The sequence below is a fragment of the Pseudomonas sp. MF6776 genome (assembly GCF_016613125.1).
Taxonomy (GTDB): domain Bacteria; phylum Pseudomonadota; class Gammaproteobacteria; order Pseudomonadales; family Pseudomonadaceae; genus Aquipseudomonas; species Aquipseudomonas iridis.
In genome coordinates, this window is the sequence record NZ_JAENSQ010000009.1 from 103,099 (window position 1) to 125,634 (window position 22,536).

Below are 22,536 nucleotides of genomic sequence, written 5' to 3' on the forward strand. Positions count from 1 at the left end.
GCATCGGCGCTGCGCGTTTTACTGATAACTCACTGGAAAACAACAACAATTCAAAAGCGGCACAGCTTTCGCTATCTCCTTCACAACGCTGACAAGGGCAGCCCACTGAAGAAGGAATTGCAGCCGTGGGGAATATCCAAAAGAGCATGACCTGCCTTCTGCTGATCGGATCAGCGGCTAGCGCATTTATCAGTTTCAACGTTCAGGCCGAAGGCAATGGCGTGATCGTCCTGAATCGCGATGTTCAGCCTATCCCTATCGGTCGCAATGGCGGCAAAGACCCCTACCCGACGACCGTCAACGCCAACCCCTCTGCTCGAATCAATCAGACCCTGAGCAGCACTGAACTCAGTGACGGTGACTTCGCCGGGGTCGCCAGTGGTTCTTCGATACGCGGCAACATGAACACGCCTGCCTCGAACCTGCCGGGGATGAACACGCTGACCAACACCAACGGCTTGCCGGGCATGAGAACTGGCACCGGCGGCGGTGCCGGCGGCTCGATCTCCAATACCGTCAACCGTGCCATGAGCACTGGCATGGCCCCCCTGACCCGCATGGCCGGAGGCCAATGAGATGAATCGCACTCTCCTTCTCCTCGCCGTGCTCGGTTGCACCAGCGCCATGGCTGACCCGAATTCAGTCAACAGCGCAAACATTCAGGATTCAGGCATGCAATACCGCGGCAATTTCAACGTCAACCAGGCCGCCGGTGACCAGATGCAACAATCCAATACCAAGGCGATCGCCATCGGTACCGAATCTCAGGCCACCACCCGCGTCATTCAGAGGATCGACACACCTGCCGATCGCTCGATGAACGCCAGCGCCAACATCGGCGGCAACTCTTTCAGTAATGGCAACGGAATTCTGGGTGTCAACCAGGGCGCCGGGGCCAACAACCAAATGGCCAATGTGACGCGTGTCAGCATCAGTGCTGCCCCGCAGAGCATTGACGATAGCGCCCTTTCGCAACAGAACGTGGCGTTGTTACCGAGCTCAGGAGCAACTGGTACCTCAATCGGCAGTCGCCAGGTCACGACAAGTGATCAGGCCTTCACCGGCAGCCGCGGGGTAATCCAGGTGAACCAGAGTGCCGGGGTGGGGAACCGTATGGCTAACACCCTGAGCATCCGGGTCGCAGACTGACCCAAATAAAAAGCAGTGCAATTAGAAAAGTACCAACACTTAACCAACTAATAAGCACGATGGAGAAACACCATGAAACCTACAATGGCTCTCAAACCACTGGTTTTCGCACTTGCAGCAGTGATGGCAATCGCAGCACAGGCAGGCGGTCGTGATGACGATCGTGGTAATGGGCACGGCAACGGGCATGGTAATAACCAGCCTAAAGGCCCAACCCTGGAACAACTGCTGCAAATCACCGCAGGCGCCGGTGCCGCTGTGCTTGACGTGCAAGACAGCGACGGCAACGTGGTGAAAAACCAGGGCACTCTGAACAACGCTAATGCCAGTGATTCGCTCAACGGTTCCAACGGCAACATGGGCGCCAACGTTGCAGCCGGCGACGGCAACCAGCAGGACAACGCTGCTGCGCTGGCCACCGCTGACGAAAGCTTCATCTTCGGCAACGCTGTTGCTGCCTCGAGTGCCACTCAAGTCAACAACAACAACTATGTGAAAAACTCGTCCACCTTCAACAACGCCAATCTCAACAACGCAGGCAACAATGGTTCCGGCAACATCGGTATCAACGTCACTGCCGGCAACTTCAACCAGCAGAAAAACAACCTGGCGATCGCCGTATCCGGTGGCCGCGTAGCTCAGGCTGCTGCTTCTGCCAACCAGTCTTCCACTGGCCTGGTTGTAGATAACAAAGGCGTGCAGGCCTACAAAACCGACACCCTCACCGGCACCTATGCCGCTGCCGGCGTGTTCAAGGCAAAAGGCACTGCAACCATCGAAGACGATAACAATCACGGCGGTTGGGGCAATCGTGGCGGCGGCCACGGCGGCAACGATGACCAGAAAGCCAAGTTCGAAGCCGTGGGTACCTTTGGCCTCGCTGGCGTAACCACTCAGCAAGTCATGACCAAAGACGGCTGGAAAGCGCCAGTGGTCAACAATGCCAACATGACCAACTCGATGAACAACTTCTCCGGCAACGGCGGAGCCAACGTCTCGGCGGGTGTGGGCAACCAACAAAGCAACTCGCTGTCCATCGCCGCAGGTTGCAGAGCCTGCCTGTAATCGCGATCGAAACGAAAGCCCCGGAAACGGGGCTTTTCCTCAGTCCGCAAAGGCGTATCGATCATGCGTAAAACGGCCCTTTTCGTTTTGCTTTGCCTGTGTGGCCTGACTCAGGCTGCGCAGATGCCTGTGGCTGCCCTGCCGGGCGGCGTACTGGTCTACAAGGACGTGCAAAGCATTCGTGAGCGCAAGTTTGCCGACATCGTCGAACAGAAAACCGATTTCAGCTGCGGCGCTGCCGCACTGGCCACGGTGTTACGCCAGGCTTATTGGCTCGACGTCGATGAAGAGCACATCATCAAAGGCATGCTGGTCCATGCAGACCATGACCTTGTTCGTACTCAAGGTTTCTCCATGCTCGACATGAAGCGCTACGTGGAAAGCATCGGCATGCGTGCCAGAGGCTACCGGATACCGCCCGAGAAGCTCGAAGCGGTGACGATTCCGGTGGTGGTACTGATAGATATTCGCGGCTACAAGCATTTCGTTGTGTTGCAGCGTGCAGACAAGGAGTGGGTTTACATCGGAGACCCTGTCCTGGGACATAAGCGCTACAAACACGATGACTTTGTCAAAGGTTGGAACGGCATTGTCTTCGCCATCGTCGGCCCCGGCTACGACAAGGCCAACGCCTTGCGCAGTCCACCGGTACCGCTGACGGCCAAGAACAAGCTGGATGGCTTCAACCCTGTCAAAGATGCTGAATTGATGGATTTCGGGTTCATACAGAGCGACTTCTTTTAATCGCCGATTATAGAAATGGGACTGGATGTCCCGGGAGCAGCAAATGAAAACCTCATACTGGCTGGCCGCCGCCTGCCTGGCGGCGAGTGCTTCAGGCTATGCCAATGCAGGATTCACACCTATCGAAATCAAGGACCATGAGCTCGCCGAGCTGCGTGGTCGTTATGTCATGCCGGGGCGAATTATCAGCTTCGGCATTGTCATGAGCAGTACCTGGCGCAACGCCAGCGGTGACTTGATCGGGGCCGCGACCTCGATGCAGATTCAGGCCGCGACGGTAAAACCGGAATTCTACGTCTCGACCATCAAAGAGACCGGCAACGGCAGCGTCCCTGTGCTGGGTACGGGCACCGTTATCGGTGGCGCGGGACTCAACAGCAGCCAGGGCGTGACGCAAAGCGTACGTGCTGCCGGCGACAGCAATACCGCCAACAACAATGTTGCAATCAACGTCAAAGAAGCCAGTCAGGCACCTGCATTGGCACCTTCCCAAGGCCAGGCGCTGGTCGCCGGACAAACCATCAATGGCAGCAACGCTGCGGGCAGTGTCGCGGTTTCGGCCACTGGCGGCGGCGTTCAAATGGCAATTCAAGCCAGCGGCAATCAGGGGACTGCACTGCAACAGGTCGCCCAGGGCGGTTTGCTGCAGAACACTCGATTGCTGGGCAGCGCCAACGTGGTCAACAACCTGACTCAACTCAACGTCGTACTCAACAATAACGGCAGAAGCGCCGGTGCACTGGACTGCAACCTGACCCAACTCGGTGCCCTACGCAGTATTGGATATTGAACTACGCTGATTCTCGATCATTGGGCTTAAAGGGACGGCTTATTCATGTATCGATCAGTATCACTGCGCGCAGCAGTGTGTTTGAGCACTCTTATCCCTGCCGCGATGCTGCAAGCGGCTCCTAACGCGGATGTAGAGGCCCTGAAACAGGAACTTCTGGAGCTGAAGCAACGATACGAAGTACAACAAAAAGCCCTGGCGGTACTCGAGCAACGGGTACGCCAGGTAGAAGATCAACCCGCTGCCCCACCACCAAAACGGCTGGCGAAATCGCCGTCGGACATGAAAGGCAATCGCGTCGCCACCGGCACCGGTGCCGCCGCAGCATCAGGAGGAGCCGCCGGGGGCAGCGGCGCCTCTTACGGGCAATCGCTGGCTGACGATTCACAACCGGCGCAAAGCGTATCCAACCTCTATGACGAGGCCAGCGGCTTTTTTGGCGGTGGCAAATTCAGCGTTGAAACCGGCATCACTTATTCGCGCTATGACACTCGCCAGCTGATTCTCAACGGCTTTCTGGCACTGGACTCGATTTTTCTCGGCAACATCAACCTCGACCGGATCAAGGCCGATACCTGGACGCTCGACCTGACAGGCCGCTACAACTTCGACAATCGCTGGCAGTTCGATTTGAACGTGCCCGTGGTGTACCGCGAGTCGACGTATCAGTCGGGCGGCGGCAACGAGGGTGCGGCGGGCGTCACCACCGAGGAAACCGTCACCAAGGATCCAACCATCGGCGACGTCAACTTCGGTATTGCGTACAAGTTCCTCGACGAGTCGGTCAACACGCCGGATGCGGTAGTCACCTTGCGGGTCAAGGCGCCAACCGGCAAGGATCCGTTCGGGATCAAACTGCGCCAGACCGACGCCAACTCCAACCTGTTCGTACCTGACACCCTGCCGACCGGTAACGGCGTCTGGTCGATCACACCGGGCATCTCGCTGGTCAAGACGTTTGACCCGGCCGTGCTGTTCGGCAGCCTGTCCTATACGCACAACCTCGAGGAGTCGTTCGACGATATCAGCTCCACCGTCAACCAGAAAAACCCGGGCAAGGTGAAGATCGGCGACAGCTTCCAGATCGGCGCCGGTATTGCCTTCGCACTGAACGAGAAGATGAGTATGTCGTTCTCGGTATCCGACCTGGTGCAGCGCAAGAGCAAATTGAAGCAGGATGGCGGGGATTGGGAATCGGTGGTGTCCAGCGACGCCAACGCCGGTTACTTCAACGTCGGCATGACCATTGCGGCCACCGACAACCTGACCATCGTGCCCAACTTGTCCATCGGCATTACCGAGGATGCGCCGGACTTTTCCTTCAGCCTGAAATTCCCGTACTACTTCTAAACTTGCCTACATGAAAAAGGCCCGCTGCGAGATGATCGCAGCGGGCCTTTTTCATGCCCCCCGCCCTAGCGGATCTGGTGTTTGTGCAGCAAACGGTAGAACGTCGGCCGGGAAACGCCGAGCACTTTGGCCGCAACGCTGAGGTTATCGCTGTGCCGGTTCAAAACGTCGCACAGGGCCTGGCGTTCGGCGCGGGTCTTGTAGTCTTCCAGGGTGCCCATGGGCGTGGCGATCGAATGCTGGCTGATCAGCCCCAGATCCCGCGCTTCGATCTGCCGGCCTTCGGCCAAAACCAGGCCCCGACGCACGCGGTTGGCCAATTCACGCACATTGCCCGGCCAGTCATGCTTGCCCATGGCAATCAACGCATCTTCGCTGAAGCTGCGCGGACGGCGGCCAGTTTCGTGGCTATAAAAATGCGAGAAGTGGTTGGCCAGCATCGACAGATCACCATGCCGTTCGCGCAACGGCGCGGTGACGACTTGCAGCACGTTGAGCCGGTAATAAAGGTCTTCCCGAAAGCGCTTCTTCTCGATTGCCGCCTCAAGATCGACGTGGGTCGCCGCCAGCACGCGTACATCCACCGCAATAGGCTGACTGCCACCCACTCGCTCAATGTGTTTCTCCTGCAGAAACCGCAGCAGATTGGCTTGTAATTCCAGCGGCAGATCGCCAATTTCATCCAGAAACAACGTACCGCCGTTGGCCGCTTCAATGCGCCCGACCTTGCGTTGATGGGCGCCGGTAAACGCACCTTTTTCGTGGCCAAACAGCTCGGACTGAATCAAATGCTCGGGAATCGCCCCGCAATTGATTGCCACAAATGGCTTGCTGTGGCGTTGGGATTGGCGATGCAGTGTGCGCGCAACCAGTTCCTTGCCAGTGCCGCTTTCGCCACGGATCAACACTGGCGATTCGGTGGGCGCCAGTTTACTGAGCAACTTGCGCAGTTCGCGGATCGGTTTGCTGTCGCCAAGCAGTTCATGTTCAGGCTGATCGACGTGGATCGTGCCCTGCCCGCGCAGCCGCGCCATGCCGAAGGCCCGGCCGAGGGTGACCTGCACCCGTGACACGTCGAACGGCAAGGTATGAAAATCGAAAAACCATTCGCAAACGAAGTCGCCAACGTTCTGCATTCGCAGAACTTCCTGATTGAGCACGGCGATCCATTCGGTGCCGCTGCGGCTGATCAGTTCTTTAACGGCTTCGGGTCGTTCCAGATGAAAGGGCTGCAAACGCAAGAGCCCGACATCACAGCTGCGGTCGGCAGCGTTTTCCAAGGTACAACTGTCGACATCCCACCCTACCGCGCGTAAACCCGGTAACAGGCGATGGCAGTCGTCGCACGGATCGACCACCAATAAACGTCGTAACGCAGGCGCTTCGCTCATGACTGTTCCTTGGCGCCAAATTTTAGGAAAAGGTTGAAAAAACAGTCATTTGGCAGACCTGGCTGTAACACTAGCAAGATTTTGACAGCGCCTTGTATCGTTTGCTTATAGGTGTACAACCAAACTCGTTATAAGAACGTTAGTTGTTAGTTAGCTATCGACTTATGTCTGTTTTTGACTCGCCGTTAACAAGCTTTCGCCAAGCTTTCAAAACTGACTTAAAACCGGGTGTATGAAAGAAAGTCGAAATTTCTTTGCCAAGAGTGTGACCTGCTCCCCGGTTGCGTGCATCAGTACAAGTAACCAGCCGGACGGTCAGCCCAACCGACGGCAAATCACTGATTGGGCACTATAGAGAGAAGACCCCCATGACTGCCCCGCTCCGTATCAACGAAGCACTTTTGATTGCCAACCACGCCTTCAAGCCTTTCCAGTGCGTGGCCTGGGCGCCGCAAGACGGCAATGGCGAACTGAGCCTGACCGTTATCGACCGCACCAACTCCCACATCGGTCGCAAACAGATTCCCAGCAGTGCCTACTCCGATCCAGCACAACTTGAGCAACTGCTGCAGCAGGCGCGTGCTGAACTGAGCGAAGAAGGTTACGCGCTGCAATCCTGGTCGATGCCACACTGATAACCGGGTGATGCGGATGACTTCCTGGTCATCCGCCCTCCTCTTGTTAGTTGCTGTTTCTGGTGAGTCCTCGGTACTTTTGTACAACTTCGGGGATTACGCTCCAGCGTAAATTGCTTGGCACGCTTGCAATTGGTTCAAAAAGACACTGTTCTGGCACAGTGCGACCCTCCACCTGTTAGTTCTTACAGTTGTACTTCCCTCAGTTCAGGTTTTGAATGTTCCGCTCATGCAGTTACCAGCCGGTTTTCGGTGTTGGTCAACTCGCAAGGAGATGCGTGCATGTCCACACTGAACGCCTTTGCGCTCCCAGCGTTATTGAATGACGCGGGACAACTTGACCAAACCTTTGCCCACGGCGGCGTTGCCCAGGTGTATTTCGCCGGCAGTTTGTCCAGCCTGACCGAGGATGTCGCGCTCGATGCGCAGGGGCGAATTCTGGTGGCGGCGAAAGTCGGCGTTGCCGAAGGCAGCCGCTTCGGCCTGGCACGGTTACTTGCAGATGGTTCTGCGGATTTGTCCTTTGGCAATCAGGGCAGCGTGATTGACACGTTTACCCATGGTTTCGAAGCAATGGCCGGCAAAGTCCAGGCGCTCGCCGATGGACGCATCCTGCTGGCCGGTTTGCACTATGAAAACAGCCATCGCACCTTGCCCGCCCTGGCCTTGTTTGACGCGCAAGGCAATCCGGATCAGACGTTCGGCGACAATGGCCGGCAAGTCGTGCGTCTGCCGGGCGATTTGTCCATGGGCACCCGCGATACCTGGCTCCCGCCCGGTGTACCTGGTGCCGAAGCCTGCGACTTCGCGGTTCAGGACGACGGGCATATTCTGCTGATCGCCAACCATCACTTCGAACTCGCCGATCACGCCGGCATGCTGATTCGTCTCAAACCCGACGGTAGTCTGGATGAGACTTTCAACGGTCGCGGCTTCGTGATGATCCGCCATTTGCTGCTCAATACCTGGCTCAACAGTCTATTGTTGCAGGCCGACGGGCGGATCGTGGTCGGCGGATCGATCGACTTTCCGCAGCAAGGTCTGTTGGCGCGATATCTGCCCGAGGGTTGTCTTGATGAAAGCTTCGCGGTAGATGGTTTCATGGCGTTCACCGCCCAAGGCAAAAGTGCACTGGTCAGTCAGATTCTTGAGTCCACCGAATCACTGCACTGTTTCGGCAGCAGTCGCGACCCGATCCGCTGCCTGGCGCTCACCATGCACCCCAATGGTCGCCCGGATTCGCACATCAACAATGGCCAGCCGCAACTGCTCGAAATCGGACCCAGCGGCTGCCAGTGGAGCGCCGCGCAACGCATGGCAGACGGTCGGATGATTGCGGTGGGAGCAACCCTTGGCGGTGTCGAGGCAGACTTCATCGTCGCTCGTTATCGCACCGATGGCAGCCTCGACCCAAGCTTCGGTCATGGCCGCGGCTGGCTACGCACACGCCTTGGCCGCAGCCTCGACACGGCCAACTCACTGGCCGTGCAACCAGACGGCGCGATACTGGTGGGTGGCTATTCGCTGGATGGCAACTACCGGGCGATGGTTGCTCGGTATCTCAATCACTGATCTTCCCCTGACACAATTACGACTCCTGCAGGCGCTGCCGAAGGCTGCTATTTTTTGATTTTAGAAACAGGATCGAAGGATCGCAGCCTTCAGCAGTTCTAAAGGGGCGTGTTTCAGGCAGTTAGAACTTGAACTCGGCTGAAACATCCGGCAACTTGCGCGCTTCTGAATACAAGGAGCAACCGATGTCCGGTTCAATCGCCCAGGCGCTCGCGCACAACTTTCTCGGGCACTCGCCTCGTTGGTACAAGGCGACCATCGTCGGCTTCCTGATCCTCAATGCACTCGTGCTGTTCACCGTCGGCCCAGTCGCGGCGAGCTGGCTGTTGGTGATCGAGTTCATTTTCACCCTGGCCATGGCCCTCAAGTGCTATCCGCTGATGCCGGGTGGTTTGCTGTTGATCGAAGCCCTGCTGCTGAAGATGACCACGCCGCAGGCGCTCTACGATGAGCTGGTGCACAACTTCCCGGTGATCCTGCTGTTGATGTTCATGGTCGCCGGCATCTACTTCATGAAAGACCTGCTGCTATATCTGTTTTCGCGACTGCTGTTGGGCGTGCGCTCCAAAGCGATACTGTCGCTGATGTTCTGCTTTTTGTCGGCGTTTCTCTCGGCGTTCCTCGATGCCCTGACGGTAACCGCAGTGATCATCAGTGCAGCGGTAGGCTTTTACTCGGTCTACCATCGGGTGGCCTCGGGCAAGGATCCGCGCAAAGACAGCGAATTCGGCAACGACCAACACCTGCCGACCCTGCACTATGACGACCTGGAACAATTTCGCTCGTTTCTGCGCAGCCTGTTGATGCACGGCGCGGTCGGTACAGCGCTTGGCGGCGTCTGTACGCTGGTGGGCGAGCCGCAGAACCTGCTGATCGGCCATGAAATGGGCTGGCATTTTGCGGAGTTCTTCCTGAAAGTCGCGCCGGTGTCCCTGCCGGTATTGGCTGCGGGCCTGTTGACCTGCGTGTTGCTGGAGAAACTGCGCTGGTTCGGTTACGGCACCCTGCTGCCGGACAACGTGCGCGCCGTACTGGCCAACTACGCCGCCGAAGACAACGCCGAACGTACCGCGCGTCAACGCGCTGCGCTACTGGTGCAAGGCGCCGCCGCGCTGATCCTGATTGGCTGTCTGGCCTTTCACGTGGCAGAGGTCGGCCTGATCGGTTTGATGGTGATTGTACTGATCACCACATTTACCGGGATCACCGACGAGCATCGTCTGGGCAGTGCCTTCAAGGACGCCATGCCGTTCACTGCATTGCTGGTGGTGTTTTTTGCCGTGGTGGCAGTGATTCACGATCAACACCTGTTTGTGCCGCTGATTACGTGGGTACTGACGCTGCCGGTAGATCAACAACCGGGCATGCTGTTTATGGCCAACGGTCTGTTGTCGGCCATCAGCGACAACGTGTTTGTCGCAACCATCTACATCACCGAAGTGAAGCAGGCATTCCTCGCCGGCCACATGAGCCGCGAGCATTTCGAGACGCTGGCGATTGCGATCAACACCGGCACCAACCTGCCGAGTGTGGCGACGCCAAATGGTCAGGCCGCGTTTCTGTTCCTGCTGACGTCGGCGATTGCGCCGCTGGTGCGCTTGTCTTATGGGCGGATGGTATGGATGGCAGTGCCTTACACCGTGGTGATGGGCCTGCTGGGCTGGTATGCCGTCAGTTACTGGCTCTGATCAGTACCGAATAAACCTGTGGGAGCGAGCCTGCTCGCGAAGAGGGAGAGTCAGACAACGGATTCGTTGATTGACACACCGTTTTCGCGAGCAGGCTCGCTCCCACATCGGGATGCGGTTGAGTCAGCGAGCAAGGATGTATTTCTCGATCGCCTGGGCCACACCGTCCTCGGTGTTCGGCGCCGTCACCACGTCAGCCTGACGCTGCACCGCCTCTTCCGCCTGGCCCATGGCAATCGACAACCCCGCGCAATGGAACATCGCCGGATCATTGCCGCCATCGCCAATCGCCGCTGTGTGCGCAAGCGACACGCCCAGATGCGCAGCCAGTGTCGCCAGTGCCGTGCCCTTGTTCGCCTCCAGCGCCGTGACGTCGAGGTACACCGGTTGTGAGCGCGAGACTTGCGCCATGCCGTTGACCTTGGACAACAGGCGCGCTTCCAGCTCGATCAGAAACTCGGTGTTGTTACTGGTCGCGACGATCTTGTCGATGCGCTCCAGATACGGCTCAAAACTCTCCACCACCACCGGCGGATAACCAAGGCCATGCTGCTCGCGCGGCACCATCGGCCCGTGCGGGTCTTTGAGCAGCCAGTCACCGCCGCTGAACACCCAGACTTCAACATCAGGTTGATCGTCGAACGTCGCCAGTGCAATCAGTGCGGTTGTCGCCGGCAGGTAATGCGCCACCAGCAGACTGCCGTCCGGATTGACGATGGTGCCGCCATTGAACGCCGCCGTCGGCAGGTCGACGCCCAAGGCTTCGATCTGCTGCAGCATGGCTTTGGGTGGACGACCCGTGGCGAGGCTGAACAGCACGCCCGCCTCGCGCAACGACCGGACAGCGTCGATGGTGCGCTGGCTCAGACTGTGATCGGGCAACAACAGCGTGCCGTCCATATCGCTCAGCAAAAAACGGACAGGCTCGCTCATCCCAGGCCATGCCAGACGCGGCCATCGCGAGTCAGCAGATCTTCGGCAGCCTGTGGGCCGTCTTCACCGGCGGCATAGCTTTGCACGCTCGCATCCTGCTGCCAGGCGTCGAGGAACGGCTGCACGGCGCGCCAGCCATTCTCGATGTTGTCGGCGCGCTGGAACAGTGTCTGATCGCCAGTCAGGCAGTCGTAGATGAGTGTTTCGTAGCCGGTCGACGGCTGCATCTCGAAGAAATCCTTGTAAGCAAAACCCAGCTCGATGTTGGCCATGTTCAACGCCGGACCAGGACGTTTGGCAAGCAGATCGAACCACATGCCTTCGTTCGGCTGGATCTGGATGCGCAGGTAGGTCGGCTGCAACTCGTCGACTTCGGTGTCGCGAAACTGCGCATATGGCGCCGGTTTGAAGCAAATAACGATTTCGGTGTCGCGCACGCTCATGCGCTTGCCGGTGCGCAGGTAGAACGGCACGCCGACCCAGCGCCAGTTGTCGATCATCACCTTGAGCGCGACGTAGGTTTCGGTGCTGCTGTCGGGTGCAACGTTGGCCTCTTCGCGATAACCAGCCAGTGGCTTACCGCCCACTTCGCCGGCGCTGTACTGCCCGCGTACCGAGTTGGCCCGCGCTTCTTCCACGGTCCATGGGCGAATGGCGCCGACCACCTTGGCCTTCTCGCCCCGCACCGCATCCGCGCCGAACGCTGCCGGAGGTTCCATGGCCACCATCGCCAGCAACTGGAACAGGTGATTGGGCACCATGTCGCGCAGCGCGCCGGTGTGTTCGTAAAAACTGCCACGGGTTTCAACGCCAACGGTTTCCGCGGCGGTGATCTGTACGTGGTCGATGTAGTGATTGTTCCAGAATGCTTCGAACAGGCTGTTGGAGAACCGGCTGACCAGAATGTTCTGCACGGTTTCCTTGCCCAGGTAATGGTCGATCCGATAGATCTGCTTCTCGGACATCACCTTGAGCAAACAGGCATTCAGTGCTTCGGCAGTTTGCAGATCGGAGCCGAACGGCTTCTCGATCACCACCCTTCTGAACGCTTCAGGGGTTTCCTCGAGCAAACCGGCGCTGCCGAGACGGCGCACCACTTCGCTGAAGAAACGTGGCGCGGTGGCCAGATAGAACACCGCATTGCCGGTGCCGCTGTCGGCGATTTTCGCCGCCAGCGCGGAATAAGTGCTGTCGTCCAGGAAGTCGCCCTGGACGTAGCTGATACCTTTGGCGAGCTTGGCCCACAAGGCCGGATCAAGCATCTGATCGCCCTTGCCAACCTTCGCCGCCACTTCGGTGCGGATGAAGTCTTCGAGTTTTTGCGCGAAGGCTTCATCGGTAATGGCGTTGTGATCAACGCCGACGATCCGCAGACCCTCATCAAGCAGGCCGTCGCGACTCAGGTTGTACAGCGCGGGCATGAGCAAGCGCTTGACCAGGTCACCGTGGGCACCGAACAGGAACAGCGTGGTCGGTGGTGCGGGTTCTGCCTTGGATTTTCTGCGGATCGTATGGGTCATTTTTTCGCAGTCTCTACGTGGCCGCCGAAGCCGAAGCGCTGGGCCGAAAGAATCTTGTCGCCAAAAGTGCCCTGACCGCGTGAGCGGTAGCGCGAGAACAGCGAGTTCGACAGCACCGGCACCGGCACCGCTTGTTCCATGGCGGCTTCGATGGTCCATTGACCTTCGCCACTGTCTGCCACCGAGCCGGAGAAACCGTCGAGTTTCGGGTCGCTGGCCAAGGCGTCGGCAGTCAGGTCGAGCAACCAGGACGACACCACGCTGCCACGGCGCCAGACTTCAGCGATGTCAGCCACGTTGAGATCAAAACGCTGATCTTCCGGCAGACGCTCGCTGGATTTGGTCTTGAGGATGTCGAAACCTTCGGCGAAGGCCGCCATCATTCCGTACTCGATGCCGTTGTGAATCATCTTCACAAAATGCCCGGCACCGGCGGGACCGGCGTGGATGTAGCCGTGCTCGGCACGCGGGTCATCGGACTTGCGGTCCTTGGTGCGCGGAATATCGCCCATGCCCGGCGCCAATGCGGCAAACAGCGGGTCGAGACGTTTTACGGTCTCGGCATCGCCGCCGATCATCATGCAGTAACCGCGTTCCAGGCCCCAGACGCCACCGGAGGTGCCGACGTCGATGTAGTGCAGGCCCTTCTCGGCCAGGGTTCTGGCGCGGCGGATGTCATCCTTATAGTTGGTGTTGCCACCGTCGATAATGGTGTCGCCAGCTTCCAGCAGGTTGCTCAGCGTTTCGATGGTGTCTTCGGTCGGCGCGCCGGCCGGCAGCATGACCCACACGGCCCGTGGTTTGGCCAGGCCTGCAACCAGTGCCGGCAAATCAGCAACGCCCGTGGAGCCCTCGGCGACCAGGTTATCGATGAAAGCGGTATTGCGGTCGAAAACAACGGTGGTGTGACCGTTGAGCATCAGACGCCGCGCAATATTGCCGCCCATACGGCCCAGTCCAATAATCCCGAGTTGCATGTGCTGATGCTCCTTACTACAAATAATGTGTGTCAAAAGGTATAGCCCAACGCGACTAATGGAGGTTAGTCCAGAGCACCGGGATGAAGTTTCCGGGCATTGTGCCCGATCTAGACTGATAACGCCCTCAAACCTGTCGAAGACACACCGACCATGAAAAATAAAAAAGTTCCATTCAGTGGCAAAAGAAAACAAAATTGATGCCGATAGTAAGTCAGCACCTCAAAACGGGGGCTATTTACAGTTGAGACATACCATTTGCGAGGTGAGCAATGGGCACAGTACACACAGCAATGCCGGCACAAACCCTGTACGTCACGATTCGTCGCGATGAATTGCGTCAGTTGAAAGACGAGCGCGACCAATTGAAGCAGGAGTTGGCGCAACTGCGCGCGTTGACCCATGGCGCTCAGTCCAAACCGTTGCCGGTTGTCCATCGTCACCCGCACGCCTGATCTTCCCCGCTGTTTTCGGGAGCAGCCGACGCTGTTCCCGTCACGATGTACCCATGGCCGTTTAAGCACAGACAAGCGCGCCCATTAACAAAACTTTCACATTCCCTTCGTGATACTGCGCCGCATTCTGGCCGTACCTGCGCGTGCGGCGTCCGTTCGTCGGTTTCATGGATGTTCCGGCGGTAGTTGTAACGAGTGAGCTGGAGCGCCGAATGGCATTGTTCAAACGCAGCAAAACGACTGCGGCAGGTTTCGATTGGGCCGGTGTTCTCTGGCTGTTTGTATTCTTCTGGTACTTCTCCGGCATAACCCAACTGCTGATTCAGATAACCGGTACCTCCGGCTTCACGGGGTTTCGCCAAGCGTTCGTGATGAGCGCGATCTGGCTGGCACCGATGCTGTTGTTCCCCAAACGCACAAAACTGCTCGCCGGCCTGATCGGCGTGGTGCTGTGGGCCTGTTCGATGGCCAGCCTGGGTTACTTCTTCATTTATCAGCAGGAATTCTCCCAGAGCGTCATCTTCATCATGTTCGAGTCGAACGTGTCTGAAGCCGGCGAGTACATGACTCAGTACTTTGCCTGGTGGATGGTGGCGGCGTTCCTGGCGCATACCGCATTCGCCTGGTTCCTGTGGACTCGCTTGCGCCCGGTGTACATGCCCCGTGGCCGCGCAATGGTCGCTGCCGCGGCTATCGTGATCGCAGTCGTCGGTTATCCGCTCGTCAAGCAAACGCTACGCATGGGGACCTTCGCTCAAGGCTTCGAGAAATTCGAAACCCGTATCGAGCCGGCGGTGCCATGGCAAATGGCAGTGGCTTATCACCGTTATCTCGACACCCTGGAAGACATGCAGGGCATGCTGGACAGCGCCAGCAAGATCCCGCCGCTGCATAACCTCAAGGCTGCCGGCGCCGATCAGCCGTCAACGCTTGTGCTGGTAATCGGCGAGTCGACCAACCGTCAGCGCATGAGCCTGTACGGCTACCCGCGCAACACCACGCCGGAACTGGACAAACTCAAGGATCAACTGGCGATTTTCGACAACGTCGTGACCCCTCGCCCTTACACCATCGAGGCGTTGCAGCAGGTACTGACTTTCGCTGACGAAGAAAACCCGGACCTCTACCTGTCTACGCCATCGTTGGTCAGCATGATGAAACAGGCGGGTTACAAGACCTTCTGGATCACCAACCAGCAGACCATGACCAAGCGCAACACCATGCTCACGACCTTCTCAGAACAGGCCGACGAGCAGGTGTACCTCAACAACAACCGCAACCAGAACGCTGCCCAGTACGACGGCGACGTGATCGAGCCGTTCAACAAGGCGCTGGCCGATGCGGCGCCGCGCAAGTTGATCGTCGTACATTTGCTCGGCACCCACATGAGCTACCAATACCGTTATCCGCCGACCTTCGACAAGTTCAAGGATCGCAACGGTGTTCCGCCGGGTGTGCGTGACGATCAGGTACCGACCTACAACAGCTATGACAACGCCGTGCTGTACAACGACTTTGTCGTGTCGAGCCTGATCAAGGATTACGCCAAATCCGATCCGAATGGCTTCCTGCTGTATCTCTCGGACCACGGCGAAGACGTGTTCGACTCGGTAGGCCACAGCACCCTGGGCCGCAACGAAAACAAACCGACCGCGCCGATGTACACCATTCCGTTCATGGCCTGGGCCTCGCCGAAATGGCGCGAAAACCATGACTGGAATCTGGCCGGTGACTTGCAGCGACCGTACAGCAGCTCGCATCTGATCCACACGTGGGCAGACCTGGCCGGTTTGAGCTTCGACGAACTGGACCGCAGCAAAAGCGTGGTCAGCGACAGCTTCAAGGTTCGTCCACTGCTGATCGGCGATCCGTATCAGCGTGAACAACGGGCGCTGATCGATTTCAGCCTGATGAAGCCCAAGCCCGTCGCGGGCGCAGAGTCGAAAGTCGTACAACAGTGACATCGCAGAGGGGCCGAAACCGGCCCCTTTTTCATGCCTGCAACATTTTCAAATGAAAGTATTTCGCGTTTGATACTAAATCGCAGTTTCGCGCTTCGTCTTTGAACAAACGGATTTTTTCCCCTCGAAGACAAGGAGTCGGCTGCGATGTTCGCGCCCATCACCCGTTCCATGACCCTTACCCTGGGCCTCTGCGGAGCCGCCCTGAGCACCGATCTGCTGGCTGATTCCGAAGCCGAAAAACCACCGGAGCCCACCGCTCCGGCGCTGGAACTGGCATCGACCAACATCTCCGCGCAAGGCCTGGGCAGCAGCACCGAAAACACCCACGCTTACACCACCGGCGCCATGAGCACCGCTACGCGGATGAACCTGTCGATCAAGCAAACGCCACAGTCGGTGTCCGTGGTCACCCGCCAGCAGATGGATGATTTCAAACTCGGTACATTGTCCGAAGCCATGAGCCAGACCACTGGCGTGGTGGTCCAGCACCTTGACTCGGATCGGGTCAGCTATTCCTCCCGGGGTTATTCGATCAACAACTTCCAGATCGACGGGATGCTCAACACGTTCGACCGCATGAAGTCCGACGCCGACACCATCATCTACGACCGCATAGAAGTCGTGCGCGGTGCCACTGGCCTGACAACGGGTGCGGGCGATCCGTCGGCGACCATCAACATGGTGCGTAAACGGCCGACGGCCCAGCTTCAGGCGTTGGCCGGGGTCAGCGGTGGCAGCTACGACGATTACTACAGTTACGTCGATGTCGGTGGCCCGCTGGCCTTCGATGGCCGTTTGCGCGGGCGTACGGTGCTGGCTTATCGCGACAGCCAGTCGTTTCGCGACAAGTACGCGCTGCAACGGGAAGTCGGCTACGGAATTCTTGAGGCCGACCTGACCGATTCCACGGTGCTCGCCGTGGGTTATGACTATCAGGACAAGCAGGTGCAAGGTTCGGCCTGGGGCACCGTACCTTACTGGAACGCCGATGGCGGCAAGGCCGGACTGGGTCGCTCGACCAATATGGCGACTTCCTGGAGTTCGTGGCCGCTCAAGGATAAAACCGCCTTCGCCACCGTTGATCAGGCACTGGCTGGAGGCTGGCACCTGAAGGCGGCCTACACCCATCGCCAAAGCGATATCGACGGCAAGGTCTACTATGGCGGCGAAGGTTTCCCCGACGCAGACCGCAGTGGCATGGTTGCTTACTCTTCGCACATGGTCGGCACGCAGAAAATGGACGTCTATGACTTCAATCTCTCCGGCCCCTATTCATTGCTCGGTCGTGAGCACGAAATGATGTTCGGCTATGGCGAAGCAGAACACCGCTCCTACTCCCCGAAGACCGTCAACGGACCGCGTGCCGCCGGTTACGGCAGCATCCGCGACTGGAAATACATGGGCGATATCGCCAAGTTCCCCGACACCGTCACAGGCCTCACCAGCTCCAGGGGCAACACGCGACAGAAGGCGGGCTATATCGCCACGCGCCTGAGCCTGACCGATCAGTTGCACGCCGTGATCGGCAGCCGCTACGGCAGTTGGGAAGGGCAAAATGCCGACTACTCGTATGACAAAAGCCTGCGATTGACCCGCGTTGAAACAACTCGCCAGCAACAAAATGACGTCTGGACACCCTATGCCGGCCTGCTCTACGACCTGACGCCGGAATACACCGCTTACGTCAGCTACACCGATATTTTCAAACCGCAGAGCAACCGCGACACCAGCCGCAAGTATCTCGATCCGGTCGTCGGCAGCAACTATGAACTGGGCCTCAAAGGCAGTTTGCTGGAAGAGCGGCTCAACGTGGCCACGGCGCTGTTCTGGAGCAAGCAGGACAACGTTGCCGAGGTCGACAATTCGGTGCCGCCAGATCCGGTCACCCGCGAAAAGTTCTACAAGTCAGGCGGTAAAGGCAACAAGGTCAATGGTTTCGAAGCCGAGGTCTCCGGCGAAATTCTCAACGGCTGGAACATGACCGCCGGCTACACCTACACCCATTCGGCCAACGGTGAGCAACAACGCACCAATGAAAACCAACCGCTGAACATGCTGCGGGTTTCCACGGCGTATCGTTTGCCGGGTGAATGGCAGGCGTTGACTGTCGGCGGTGCAGTGAATTGGCAGAGCCGTATTTTCAGAGATTCGAATCGCCCGATCGGCCGCGATGCCGAGGGCGAATTCATCACCGAAAATGCCAAAATTCACCAGGGCGCCTACACCGTGGTCAAGCTGATGTCGCGCTACGCGATCGACAAAAACCTCTCGGCCTCGCTGAACGTCGATAACCTCTTCGACAAGAAGTACTACGAAAACGTCGGTTTCTACAACGGCGTGTATTGGGGCGATCCGCGCACAGTGACGGTGAGCCTGGACTGGAAGCTCTGACTTTCTTTTATGCACCCATCACCTGTAGTGCAGGAACAAGCGTCCTCGCTACAGGTATGGCACGCCGTCAAAGGGTGTTAACCCCGAGTTAATTCGCTCCGCACACAATTGCCTCCGAGATCTGCTTCATGGACGAACGGCTCCGACTTGTTCAGTAGGAGGCACCATGAAAATCACCACCGCAATGCTTGCCGGGCTACTCGCCCTTGGTTCCGCCAGCGCTTTCGCTGAAGGTGGCGCCGAACGCATGCGTCATTACTTCGACAATTTCCCGGTCCATCACGCGCAAAGCGAACAGGCGAACGACGCCAACGCGAAAGAGATTCGGGTTCCCGCCGATCAGACGGCGCAAGTGACCGAGTCCTACCGCGACTGAGTTTTTACAGAGCAACCGATGAACCTCCCACGGCTGCGCTCCGGCCTGGGGGAAGACAGTTAGGCGCCCTTTTCGGGCGCCTTTTTTTATGCCTGAAGATCCTTGATCCAGAACAGCATGCGCCCGTGATCAGGGTTGAACATGCCGGGCGCAAAACCGAACTTGCTGTAGGCGTTCTGCGCCACGGCGTTGCCTTCCAGTACTTCGAGAGTGATCTTGCAGCAGCCGCGCTGACGGGAGATTTCCTCGACCTTGCGGAGCATTTTCTGGCTCAACCCCAAACCGCGAAACTTGCTCATCACCGCCACATCGTGGACGTTGACCAAGGGTTTGCATGCGAACGTGGAAAACCCCTCAAAGCAGTTCACCAACCCTGCCGGTTCACCGCCGACAAATGCCAGCACACTGAAGGCGTGCGGCCGGCGCGCCAGCTCTTCGGGCAGTCGTCGCAGCAACTCAGGGTCGATCGGCTGCTCGCCGCCCATGGGATTTTCTGCATAGTGATTGAGCACAACGCCAATGGCCTCGGCATGCACTGGATTGGTGTAACTGGCCTGAAGCACAAGAATTTCTGCGGAATCCATTTCCATCCCCGAACACAAAAGCCCCAGCGCGCAAAGTGCTTGCTGAAAGGCACAGCAAGACCTTAGCGCGAGCGCGGTGCGGCCGACAACCCGCAGGGAAAGCAAAAGATCACAAGGTCGCTCAACGACCCCAGATCAGCTCCTCGGTCCAGCCCAGCTCAGCAAAATCCCCGGCGCGCAATCGCGCCTCACCCACACAGAAAAACTCGTCGAGTTGTGGCGGTTTCACGGCGGTGTCGCTGAGCATCCCGTGCACCTGCCCACGATGATGAATCTGATGCTCAAACAGGTGTGAAAGCATGCGCAAGCGGCTGTCGTGCTGCGGTATCTCGCGGGCGATAGTGACGAGCCGGCCCAGATCGGCATCGCGCAGTTGTTCGCAATAAGCGATCAGCCGACGATCGACACGGGCCTGTTCCTCACGCAATGGAAGTGGGTCGGTAAAGGGTTCGGCGGCGTTGAAAAACACGTAGCAGTCAGGATGCGGTTCGTCCCCGCGCAGTTCGCGCTCCAGCGCATCCACGTAGAACCAGTCACAGGTGAGGATATGGTTGAGGGTCAGCCGCAGGCTCGGAAAAAAACTCACCCGAGGGGCCGACAGGTCGCTGTCGTCGAGTTGCGTCCAGGCCTTGGCCAGTCGGTGATTGGCCCAGGCGTTTTGATACGCCATGGTCAATAGATGATGGGACAGCGGCTGGTTCATGTGGGCGCCCTCTTCTTTCAAGCCTCGGCAAAGCGCTGCAATTGCATTTCCTGCAAGCGACTGAGGGTGCGGCGGAACGGGAACTGCAGATAGCCCTCGGTGTAGAGCGTCTCCATCGCCACGTGTGCCTCGATGTACAGCGGCACCTTGCGGTCGTAGCACTCGTCGACCAAGGCAATAAAACGCCGCACGCCATCGTCGTGCACCGATAACTGTGGCAACTCACGATCCCCCGCCACCACTTGCGCGCTGCCGTCTTCGGTGCCGCGAGCGATGCGTCCTTCGCGCTTCTGTGCGCTGAGGTTCGGCACCTCGCTCAACAGAATAGCCCGGTAGTTGTCGCACAGCGCGATGAAATCCATGGCGGCGAACGGTTGCTCGCACAGGTCGGCGTAACGACACCAGAGCACAGTCGGACTGGCCTGCACCACGTTGAGCACGCGATGGCCGACCGTTACCGGTTCAGCGCTGGCCGATTGCCCGGCCGTCAACGCGTCAAAGACCTCGCCCAGCGCACTGCTGCTTCCGGCATTGGCGACAAAGTAGCGCTGGTGGAGCGCGCCCGGATGCAGGCGATGATCCTCGGCGCCATTCACCGGAACCACTTGCATATGCGCCTTGATCGCCGCGATTGCCGGGACAAAGCGATCGCGATTGAAGCCATCGGCGTACAAATCATCCGGCGGCAGGTTGGAGGTGCAGACCACTACCACGCCTTCGTCGAACATGACCTGGAACAGGCGCCCGAGAATGATCGCATCGCCTATGTCGTTGACAAACAGTTCGTCGAAGCACAGCACCCGCACTTCGCTCGCCAACTCCTTGGCCAGCGCACGCAGCGGATCGGCGATGCCAGTCAACTGGAACGAACGCTGGTGCACCCAGCCCATGAAATGATGGAAGTGTTGCCGCCGCGCCGGCACTCGCAAGCTTTGATAGAACTGATCCATCAGCCACGTCTTGCCGCGCCCGACGGGGCCCCACAAGTACACGCCGCTGACCGAGCGGGCGCCGGCGTGCAAGGCTTCGTGGCATTTTTGCAGCGCCCATACGGCGTGTTCCTGAGCTTCATCCTGGATGAAACCCTTGTGCTCGATGGCATGCTGCCAGGCGCTTAGCGGAGAGTCGAAAGTCATGCGCGGCAGTATGCCATGGTGTCCCCCGAAAAAATGTGGGCTTTTTGCCGACGTTTTTTCCAGCCCGATTCGACTCAACCCCGCCCACCTCAAACCAAACCCTATGGGCTGCCGAGAGAAACGCTGGCTCCCACAGGATTTTGTGTCGCGTTTCAGAGGTCGACTTTGTGCCTCGCGGCATACAGGCAGAGCATTTCCATGGCCAATGTCGCCGCTGCAAGTGAAGTGACTTCCGCATGGTCATAAGCCGGCGCCACTTCCACCACGTCCATGCCGACCAGATTGATCCCGCGCAAGCCGCCGAGGATTTCCAGCGCCTGCACCGTGCTCAAGCCGCCGCAAACCGGCGTCCCGGTGCCGGGGGCGAAGGCGGGATCGAGGCAGTCGATATCGAACGTCAGGTACACCGGGTTATCGCCGACCCGCGCGCGAATCGCTTCAACAATCGCCTCACAGCCGCGCCGATGCACCTGCCGGGCGTCGAGCACCTGGAAGCCCTGATGATCGTCATTGGTGGTGCGCAAACCGATCTGCACCGAACGCGCCGGATCCACCAGACCTTCGCGCGCCGCATGCCAGAACATGGTGCCGTGATCGACACGCTTGCCGTCCTCGTCCGGCCAGGTGTCGCTGTGTGCGTCGAAGTGGATCAACGACAGTTTGCCGTGCTTGCGCGCATGGGCCTTGAGCAGTGGGTAGCTGATGAAGTGATCGCCACCGAAGGTCAACATCGCGCTGCCGGCATTGAGGATATGTTCGGCGTGGGCCTCGATGCCTTCCGGGATGCTGTGCGGCGCGCCGTAGTCGAAATCGCAGTCGCCGAAGTCGACCACCGCCAGATGATCGAACGGGTCAAACGCCCACGGCCAGTGACGTTCCCAGGCAATGCCGCTGGACGCCGCGCGAATCCCGCGTGGTCCGAATCGAGCGCCCGGGCGGTTGCTGGTGGCGGTGTCGAACGGCACGCCGCTGACCGCCACGTCGACGCCACGCAGGTCGCGGCTGTAGCGTCGACGCATGAAACTGGTGATCCCGGCGTAAGTGCTTTCGGCGCAAGTGCCGTAAAGGCTGTCGCGCGTCATGGCTTGGTCATTGAGGTTTGGCACGTCCATC

Annotated in this window: 21 protein-coding genes; 13 read left to right on the plus strand and 8 right to left on the minus strand. The window is 58.6% G+C overall.

All coding sequences use genetic code 11. The features are described from left to right. Positions 1–125: 125 nt before the first annotated feature. The 6 genes from JJD74_RS12850 (at position 126) to JJD74_RS12875 (ending at position 5,098) form a co-directional block, all read left to right on the plus strand. On the plus strand, positions 126–575 hold the full coding sequence (locus JJD74_RS12850; RefSeq protein WP_200614358.1) for a hypothetical protein: 450 nt from the start codon (positions 126–128) through the stop codon (positions 573–575). A 1-nt stretch (position 576) separates the two neighbouring features. Beyond that, complete coding sequence (locus JJD74_RS12855; RefSeq protein WP_200614360.1) at positions 577–1,149, plus strand: adhesin; 573 nt, start codon at positions 577–579, stop codon at positions 1,147–1,149. Between the two features lie 72 nt (positions 1,150–1,221). Then, the gene (locus JJD74_RS12860; protein WP_200614362.1) at positions 1,222–2,214 is read left to right on the plus strand and encodes a heme utilization protein; all 993 of its coding nucleotides are present in this window, start codon (positions 1,222–1,224) and stop codon (positions 2,212–2,214) included. A 63-nt stretch (positions 2,215–2,277) separates the two neighbouring features. After that, a complete protein-coding gene (locus tag JJD74_RS12865) occupies positions 2,278–2,958 on the plus strand; it encodes a C39 family peptidase (RefSeq protein WP_200614364.1) in 681 nt (226 codons plus the stop codon). A gap of 43 nt (positions 2,959–3,001) precedes the next feature. Further along, complete coding sequence (locus JJD74_RS12870) at positions 3,002–3,748, plus strand: hypothetical protein (RefSeq protein WP_042559051.1); 747 nt, start codon at positions 3,002–3,004, stop codon at positions 3,746–3,748. Between the two features lie 45 nt (positions 3,749–3,793). Then, entirely contained in the window at positions 3,794–5,098 is a 1,305-nt protein-coding gene (locus JJD74_RS12875; protein ID WP_200614367.1) for a hypothetical protein, read from the plus strand. 65 nt (positions 5,099–5,163) lie between these two features. Here JJD74_RS12875 and JJD74_RS12880 read toward each other — a convergent pair whose 3' ends face one another. Continuing rightward, the gene (locus JJD74_RS12880) at positions 5,164–6,489 is read right to left on the minus strand and encodes a sigma-54 dependent transcriptional regulator (protein ID WP_042559049.1); all 1,326 of its coding nucleotides are present in this window, start codon (positions 6,487–6,489) and stop codon (positions 5,164–5,166) included. A 368-nt stretch (positions 6,490–6,857) separates the two neighbouring features. On the opposite strand from JJD74_RS12880, the gene JJD74_RS12885 reads away from it, so the two are divergent. The 3 genes from JJD74_RS12885 (at position 6,858) to nhaB (ending at position 10,384) form a co-directional block, all read left to right on the plus strand. Then, positions 6,858–7,124, plus strand: a complete 267-nt coding sequence (locus tag JJD74_RS12885; protein ID WP_042559048.1) for a hypothetical protein — start codon at positions 6,858–6,860, stop codon at positions 7,122–7,124. A gap of 282 nt (positions 7,125–7,406) precedes the next feature. Continuing rightward, complete coding sequence (locus JJD74_RS12890) at positions 7,407–8,696, plus strand: delta-60 repeat domain-containing protein (RefSeq protein WP_200614369.1); 1,290 nt, start codon at positions 7,407–7,409, stop codon at positions 8,694–8,696. 185 nt (positions 8,697–8,881) lie between these two features. Further along, the gene (gene nhaB / locus JJD74_RS12895) at positions 8,882–10,384 is read left to right on the plus strand and encodes a sodium/proton antiporter NhaB (protein ID WP_200614379.1); all 1,503 of its coding nucleotides are present in this window, start codon (positions 8,882–8,884) and stop codon (positions 10,382–10,384) included. Positions 10,385–10,507: 123 nt separating this feature from the next. On the opposite strand, the gene JJD74_RS12900 is transcribed toward nhaB, so the two are convergent. The 3 genes from JJD74_RS12900 to gnd are packed head-to-tail and all read right to left on the minus strand — an operon-like array spanning position 10,508 to position 13,814. After that, positions 10,508–11,317 (minus strand): HAD family hydrolase, encoded by an 810-nt coding sequence (locus JJD74_RS12900; RefSeq protein ID WP_200614382.1) that lies wholly within the window; start codon positions 11,315–11,317, stop codon positions 10,508–10,510. Next, entirely contained in the window at positions 11,314–12,837 is a 1,524-nt protein-coding gene (zwf, locus tag JJD74_RS12905; protein WP_042559044.1) for a glucose-6-phosphate dehydrogenase, read from the minus strand. Before zwf ends, JJD74_RS12900 begins: the two co-directional genes overlap by 4 nt. Further along, positions 12,834–13,814, minus strand: a complete 981-nt coding sequence (gene gnd / locus JJD74_RS12910) for a phosphogluconate dehydrogenase (NAD(+)-dependent, decarboxylating) (protein ID WP_042559043.1) — start codon at positions 13,812–13,814, stop codon at positions 12,834–12,836. The genes zwf and gnd overlap by 4 nt, the downstream gene beginning before the upstream one ends. Before the next feature lie 272 nt (positions 13,815–14,086). Between gnd and JJD74_RS12915 the strand changes: the two genes are divergently transcribed. The 4 genes from JJD74_RS12915 to JJD74_RS12930 all read left to right on the plus strand — a co-directional run bounded on the left by JJD74_RS12915 (position 14,087) and on the right by JJD74_RS12930 (position 19,000). Next, on the plus strand, positions 14,087–14,269 hold the full coding sequence (locus JJD74_RS12915; protein WP_115148043.1) for a DUF6026 family protein: 183 nt from the start codon (positions 14,087–14,089) through the stop codon (positions 14,267–14,269). A gap of 212 nt (positions 14,270–14,481) precedes the next feature. Further along, positions 14,482–16,230, plus strand: a complete 1,749-nt coding sequence (locus tag JJD74_RS12920) for a phosphoethanolamine transferase CptA (RefSeq protein ID WP_047300992.1) — start codon at positions 14,482–14,484, stop codon at positions 16,228–16,230. A 147-nt stretch (positions 16,231–16,377) separates the two neighbouring features. Further along, a complete protein-coding gene (locus tag JJD74_RS12925) occupies positions 16,378–18,624 on the plus strand; it encodes a TonB-dependent siderophore receptor (protein WP_200614385.1) in 2,247 nt (748 codons plus the stop codon). A gap of 166 nt (positions 18,625–18,790) precedes the next feature. Further along, positions 18,791–19,000 carry a hypothetical protein gene (locus tag JJD74_RS12930; RefSeq protein WP_047300989.1) on the plus strand — a complete coding sequence of 70 codons (210 nt, stop codon included), beginning with the start codon at positions 18,791–18,793 and terminating at the stop codon, positions 18,998–19,000. A gap of 86 nt (positions 19,001–19,086) precedes the next feature. Here JJD74_RS12930 and JJD74_RS12935 read toward each other — a convergent pair whose 3' ends face one another. The 4 genes from JJD74_RS12935 to speB form a co-directional block, all read right to left on the minus strand. After that, positions 19,087–19,584, minus strand: a complete 498-nt coding sequence (locus tag JJD74_RS12935; RefSeq protein WP_200614387.1) for a GNAT family N-acetyltransferase — start codon at positions 19,582–19,584, stop codon at positions 19,087–19,089. A gap of 121 nt (positions 19,585–19,705) precedes the next feature. Then, positions 19,706–20,287, minus strand: coding sequence for a DinB family protein (locus JJD74_RS12940; RefSeq protein WP_200614389.1), 582 nt, complete (start codon positions 20,285–20,287; stop codon positions 19,706–19,708). Between the two features lie 17 nt (positions 20,288–20,304). Next, positions 20,305–21,423, minus strand: coding sequence for a cell division protein ZapE (gene zapE, locus JJD74_RS12945; RefSeq protein ID WP_200614392.1), 1,119 nt, complete (start codon positions 21,421–21,423; stop codon positions 20,305–20,307). A 152-nt stretch (positions 21,424–21,575) separates the two neighbouring features. Next, a complete protein-coding gene (gene speB / locus JJD74_RS12950; protein WP_200614395.1) occupies positions 21,576–22,535 on the minus strand; it encodes an agmatinase in 960 nt (319 codons plus the stop codon). Position 22,536 lies beyond the last annotated feature (1 nt).

Bases quoted from the DNA above. Each gene is read 5' to 3' on its own strand.
- JJD74_RS12855 (WP_200614360.1), top strand. From the start codon at position 577: ATGAATCGCACTCTCCTTCTCCTCGCCGTGCTCGGTTGCACCAGCGCC.
- JJD74_RS12860 (WP_200614362.1), top strand. From the start codon at position 1,222: ATGAAACCTACAATGGCTCTCAAACCACTGGTTTTCGCACTTGCAGCA.
- JJD74_RS12865 (WP_200614364.1), top strand. From the start codon at position 2,278: ATGCGTAAAACGGCCCTTTTCGTTTTGCTTTGCCTGTGTGGCCTGACT.
- JJD74_RS12870 (WP_042559051.1), top strand. From the start codon at position 3,002: ATGAAAACCTCATACTGGCTGGCCGCCGCCTGCCTGGCGGCGAGTGCT.
- JJD74_RS12875 (WP_200614367.1), top strand. From the start codon at position 3,794: ATGTATCGATCAGTATCACTGCGCGCAGCAGTGTGTTTGAGCACTCTT.
- JJD74_RS12880 (WP_042559049.1), bottom strand. From the start codon at position 6,489: ATGAGCGAAGCGCCTGCGTTACGACGTTTATTGGTGGTCGATCCGTGC.
- JJD74_RS12885 (WP_042559048.1), top strand. From the start codon at position 6,858: ATGACTGCCCCGCTCCGTATCAACGAAGCACTTTTGATTGCCAACCAC.
- JJD74_RS12890 (WP_200614369.1), top strand. From the start codon at position 7,407: ATGTCCACACTGAACGCCTTTGCGCTCCCAGCGTTATTGAATGACGCG.
- nhaB (WP_200614379.1), top strand. From the start codon at position 8,882: ATGTCCGGTTCAATCGCCCAGGCGCTCGCGCACAACTTTCTCGGGCAC.
- JJD74_RS12900 (WP_200614382.1), bottom strand. From the start codon at position 11,317: ATGAGCGAGCCTGTCCGTTTTTTGCTGAGCGATATGGACGGCACGCTG.
- zwf (WP_042559044.1), bottom strand. From the start codon at position 12,837: ATGACCCATACGATCCGCAGAAAATCCAAGGCAGAACCCGCACCACCG.
- gnd (WP_042559043.1), bottom strand. From the start codon at position 13,814: ATGCAACTCGGGATTATTGGACTGGGCCGTATGGGCGGCAATATTGCG.
- JJD74_RS12915 (WP_115148043.1), top strand. From the start codon at position 14,087: ATGGGCACAGTACACACAGCAATGCCGGCACAAACCCTGTACGTCACG.
- JJD74_RS12920 (WP_047300992.1), top strand. From the start codon at position 14,482: ATGGCATTGTTCAAACGCAGCAAAACGACTGCGGCAGGTTTCGATTGG.
- JJD74_RS12925 (WP_200614385.1), top strand. From the start codon at position 16,378: ATGTTCGCGCCCATCACCCGTTCCATGACCCTTACCCTGGGCCTCTGC.
- JJD74_RS12930 (WP_047300989.1), top strand. From the start codon at position 18,791: ATGAAAATCACCACCGCAATGCTTGCCGGGCTACTCGCCCTTGGTTCC.
- JJD74_RS12935 (WP_200614387.1), bottom strand. From the start codon at position 19,584: ATGGATTCCGCAGAAATTCTTGTGCTTCAGGCCAGTTACACCAATCCA.
- JJD74_RS12940 (WP_200614389.1), bottom strand. From the start codon at position 20,287: ATGAACCAGCCGCTGTCCCATCATCTATTGACCATGGCGTATCAAAAC.
- zapE (WP_200614392.1), bottom strand. From the start codon at position 21,423: ATGACTTTCGACTCTCCGCTAAGCGCCTGGCAGCATGCCATCGAGCAC.
- speB (WP_200614395.1), bottom strand. From the start codon at position 22,535: ATGGACGTGCCAAACCTCAATGACCAAGCCATGACGCGCGACAGCCTT.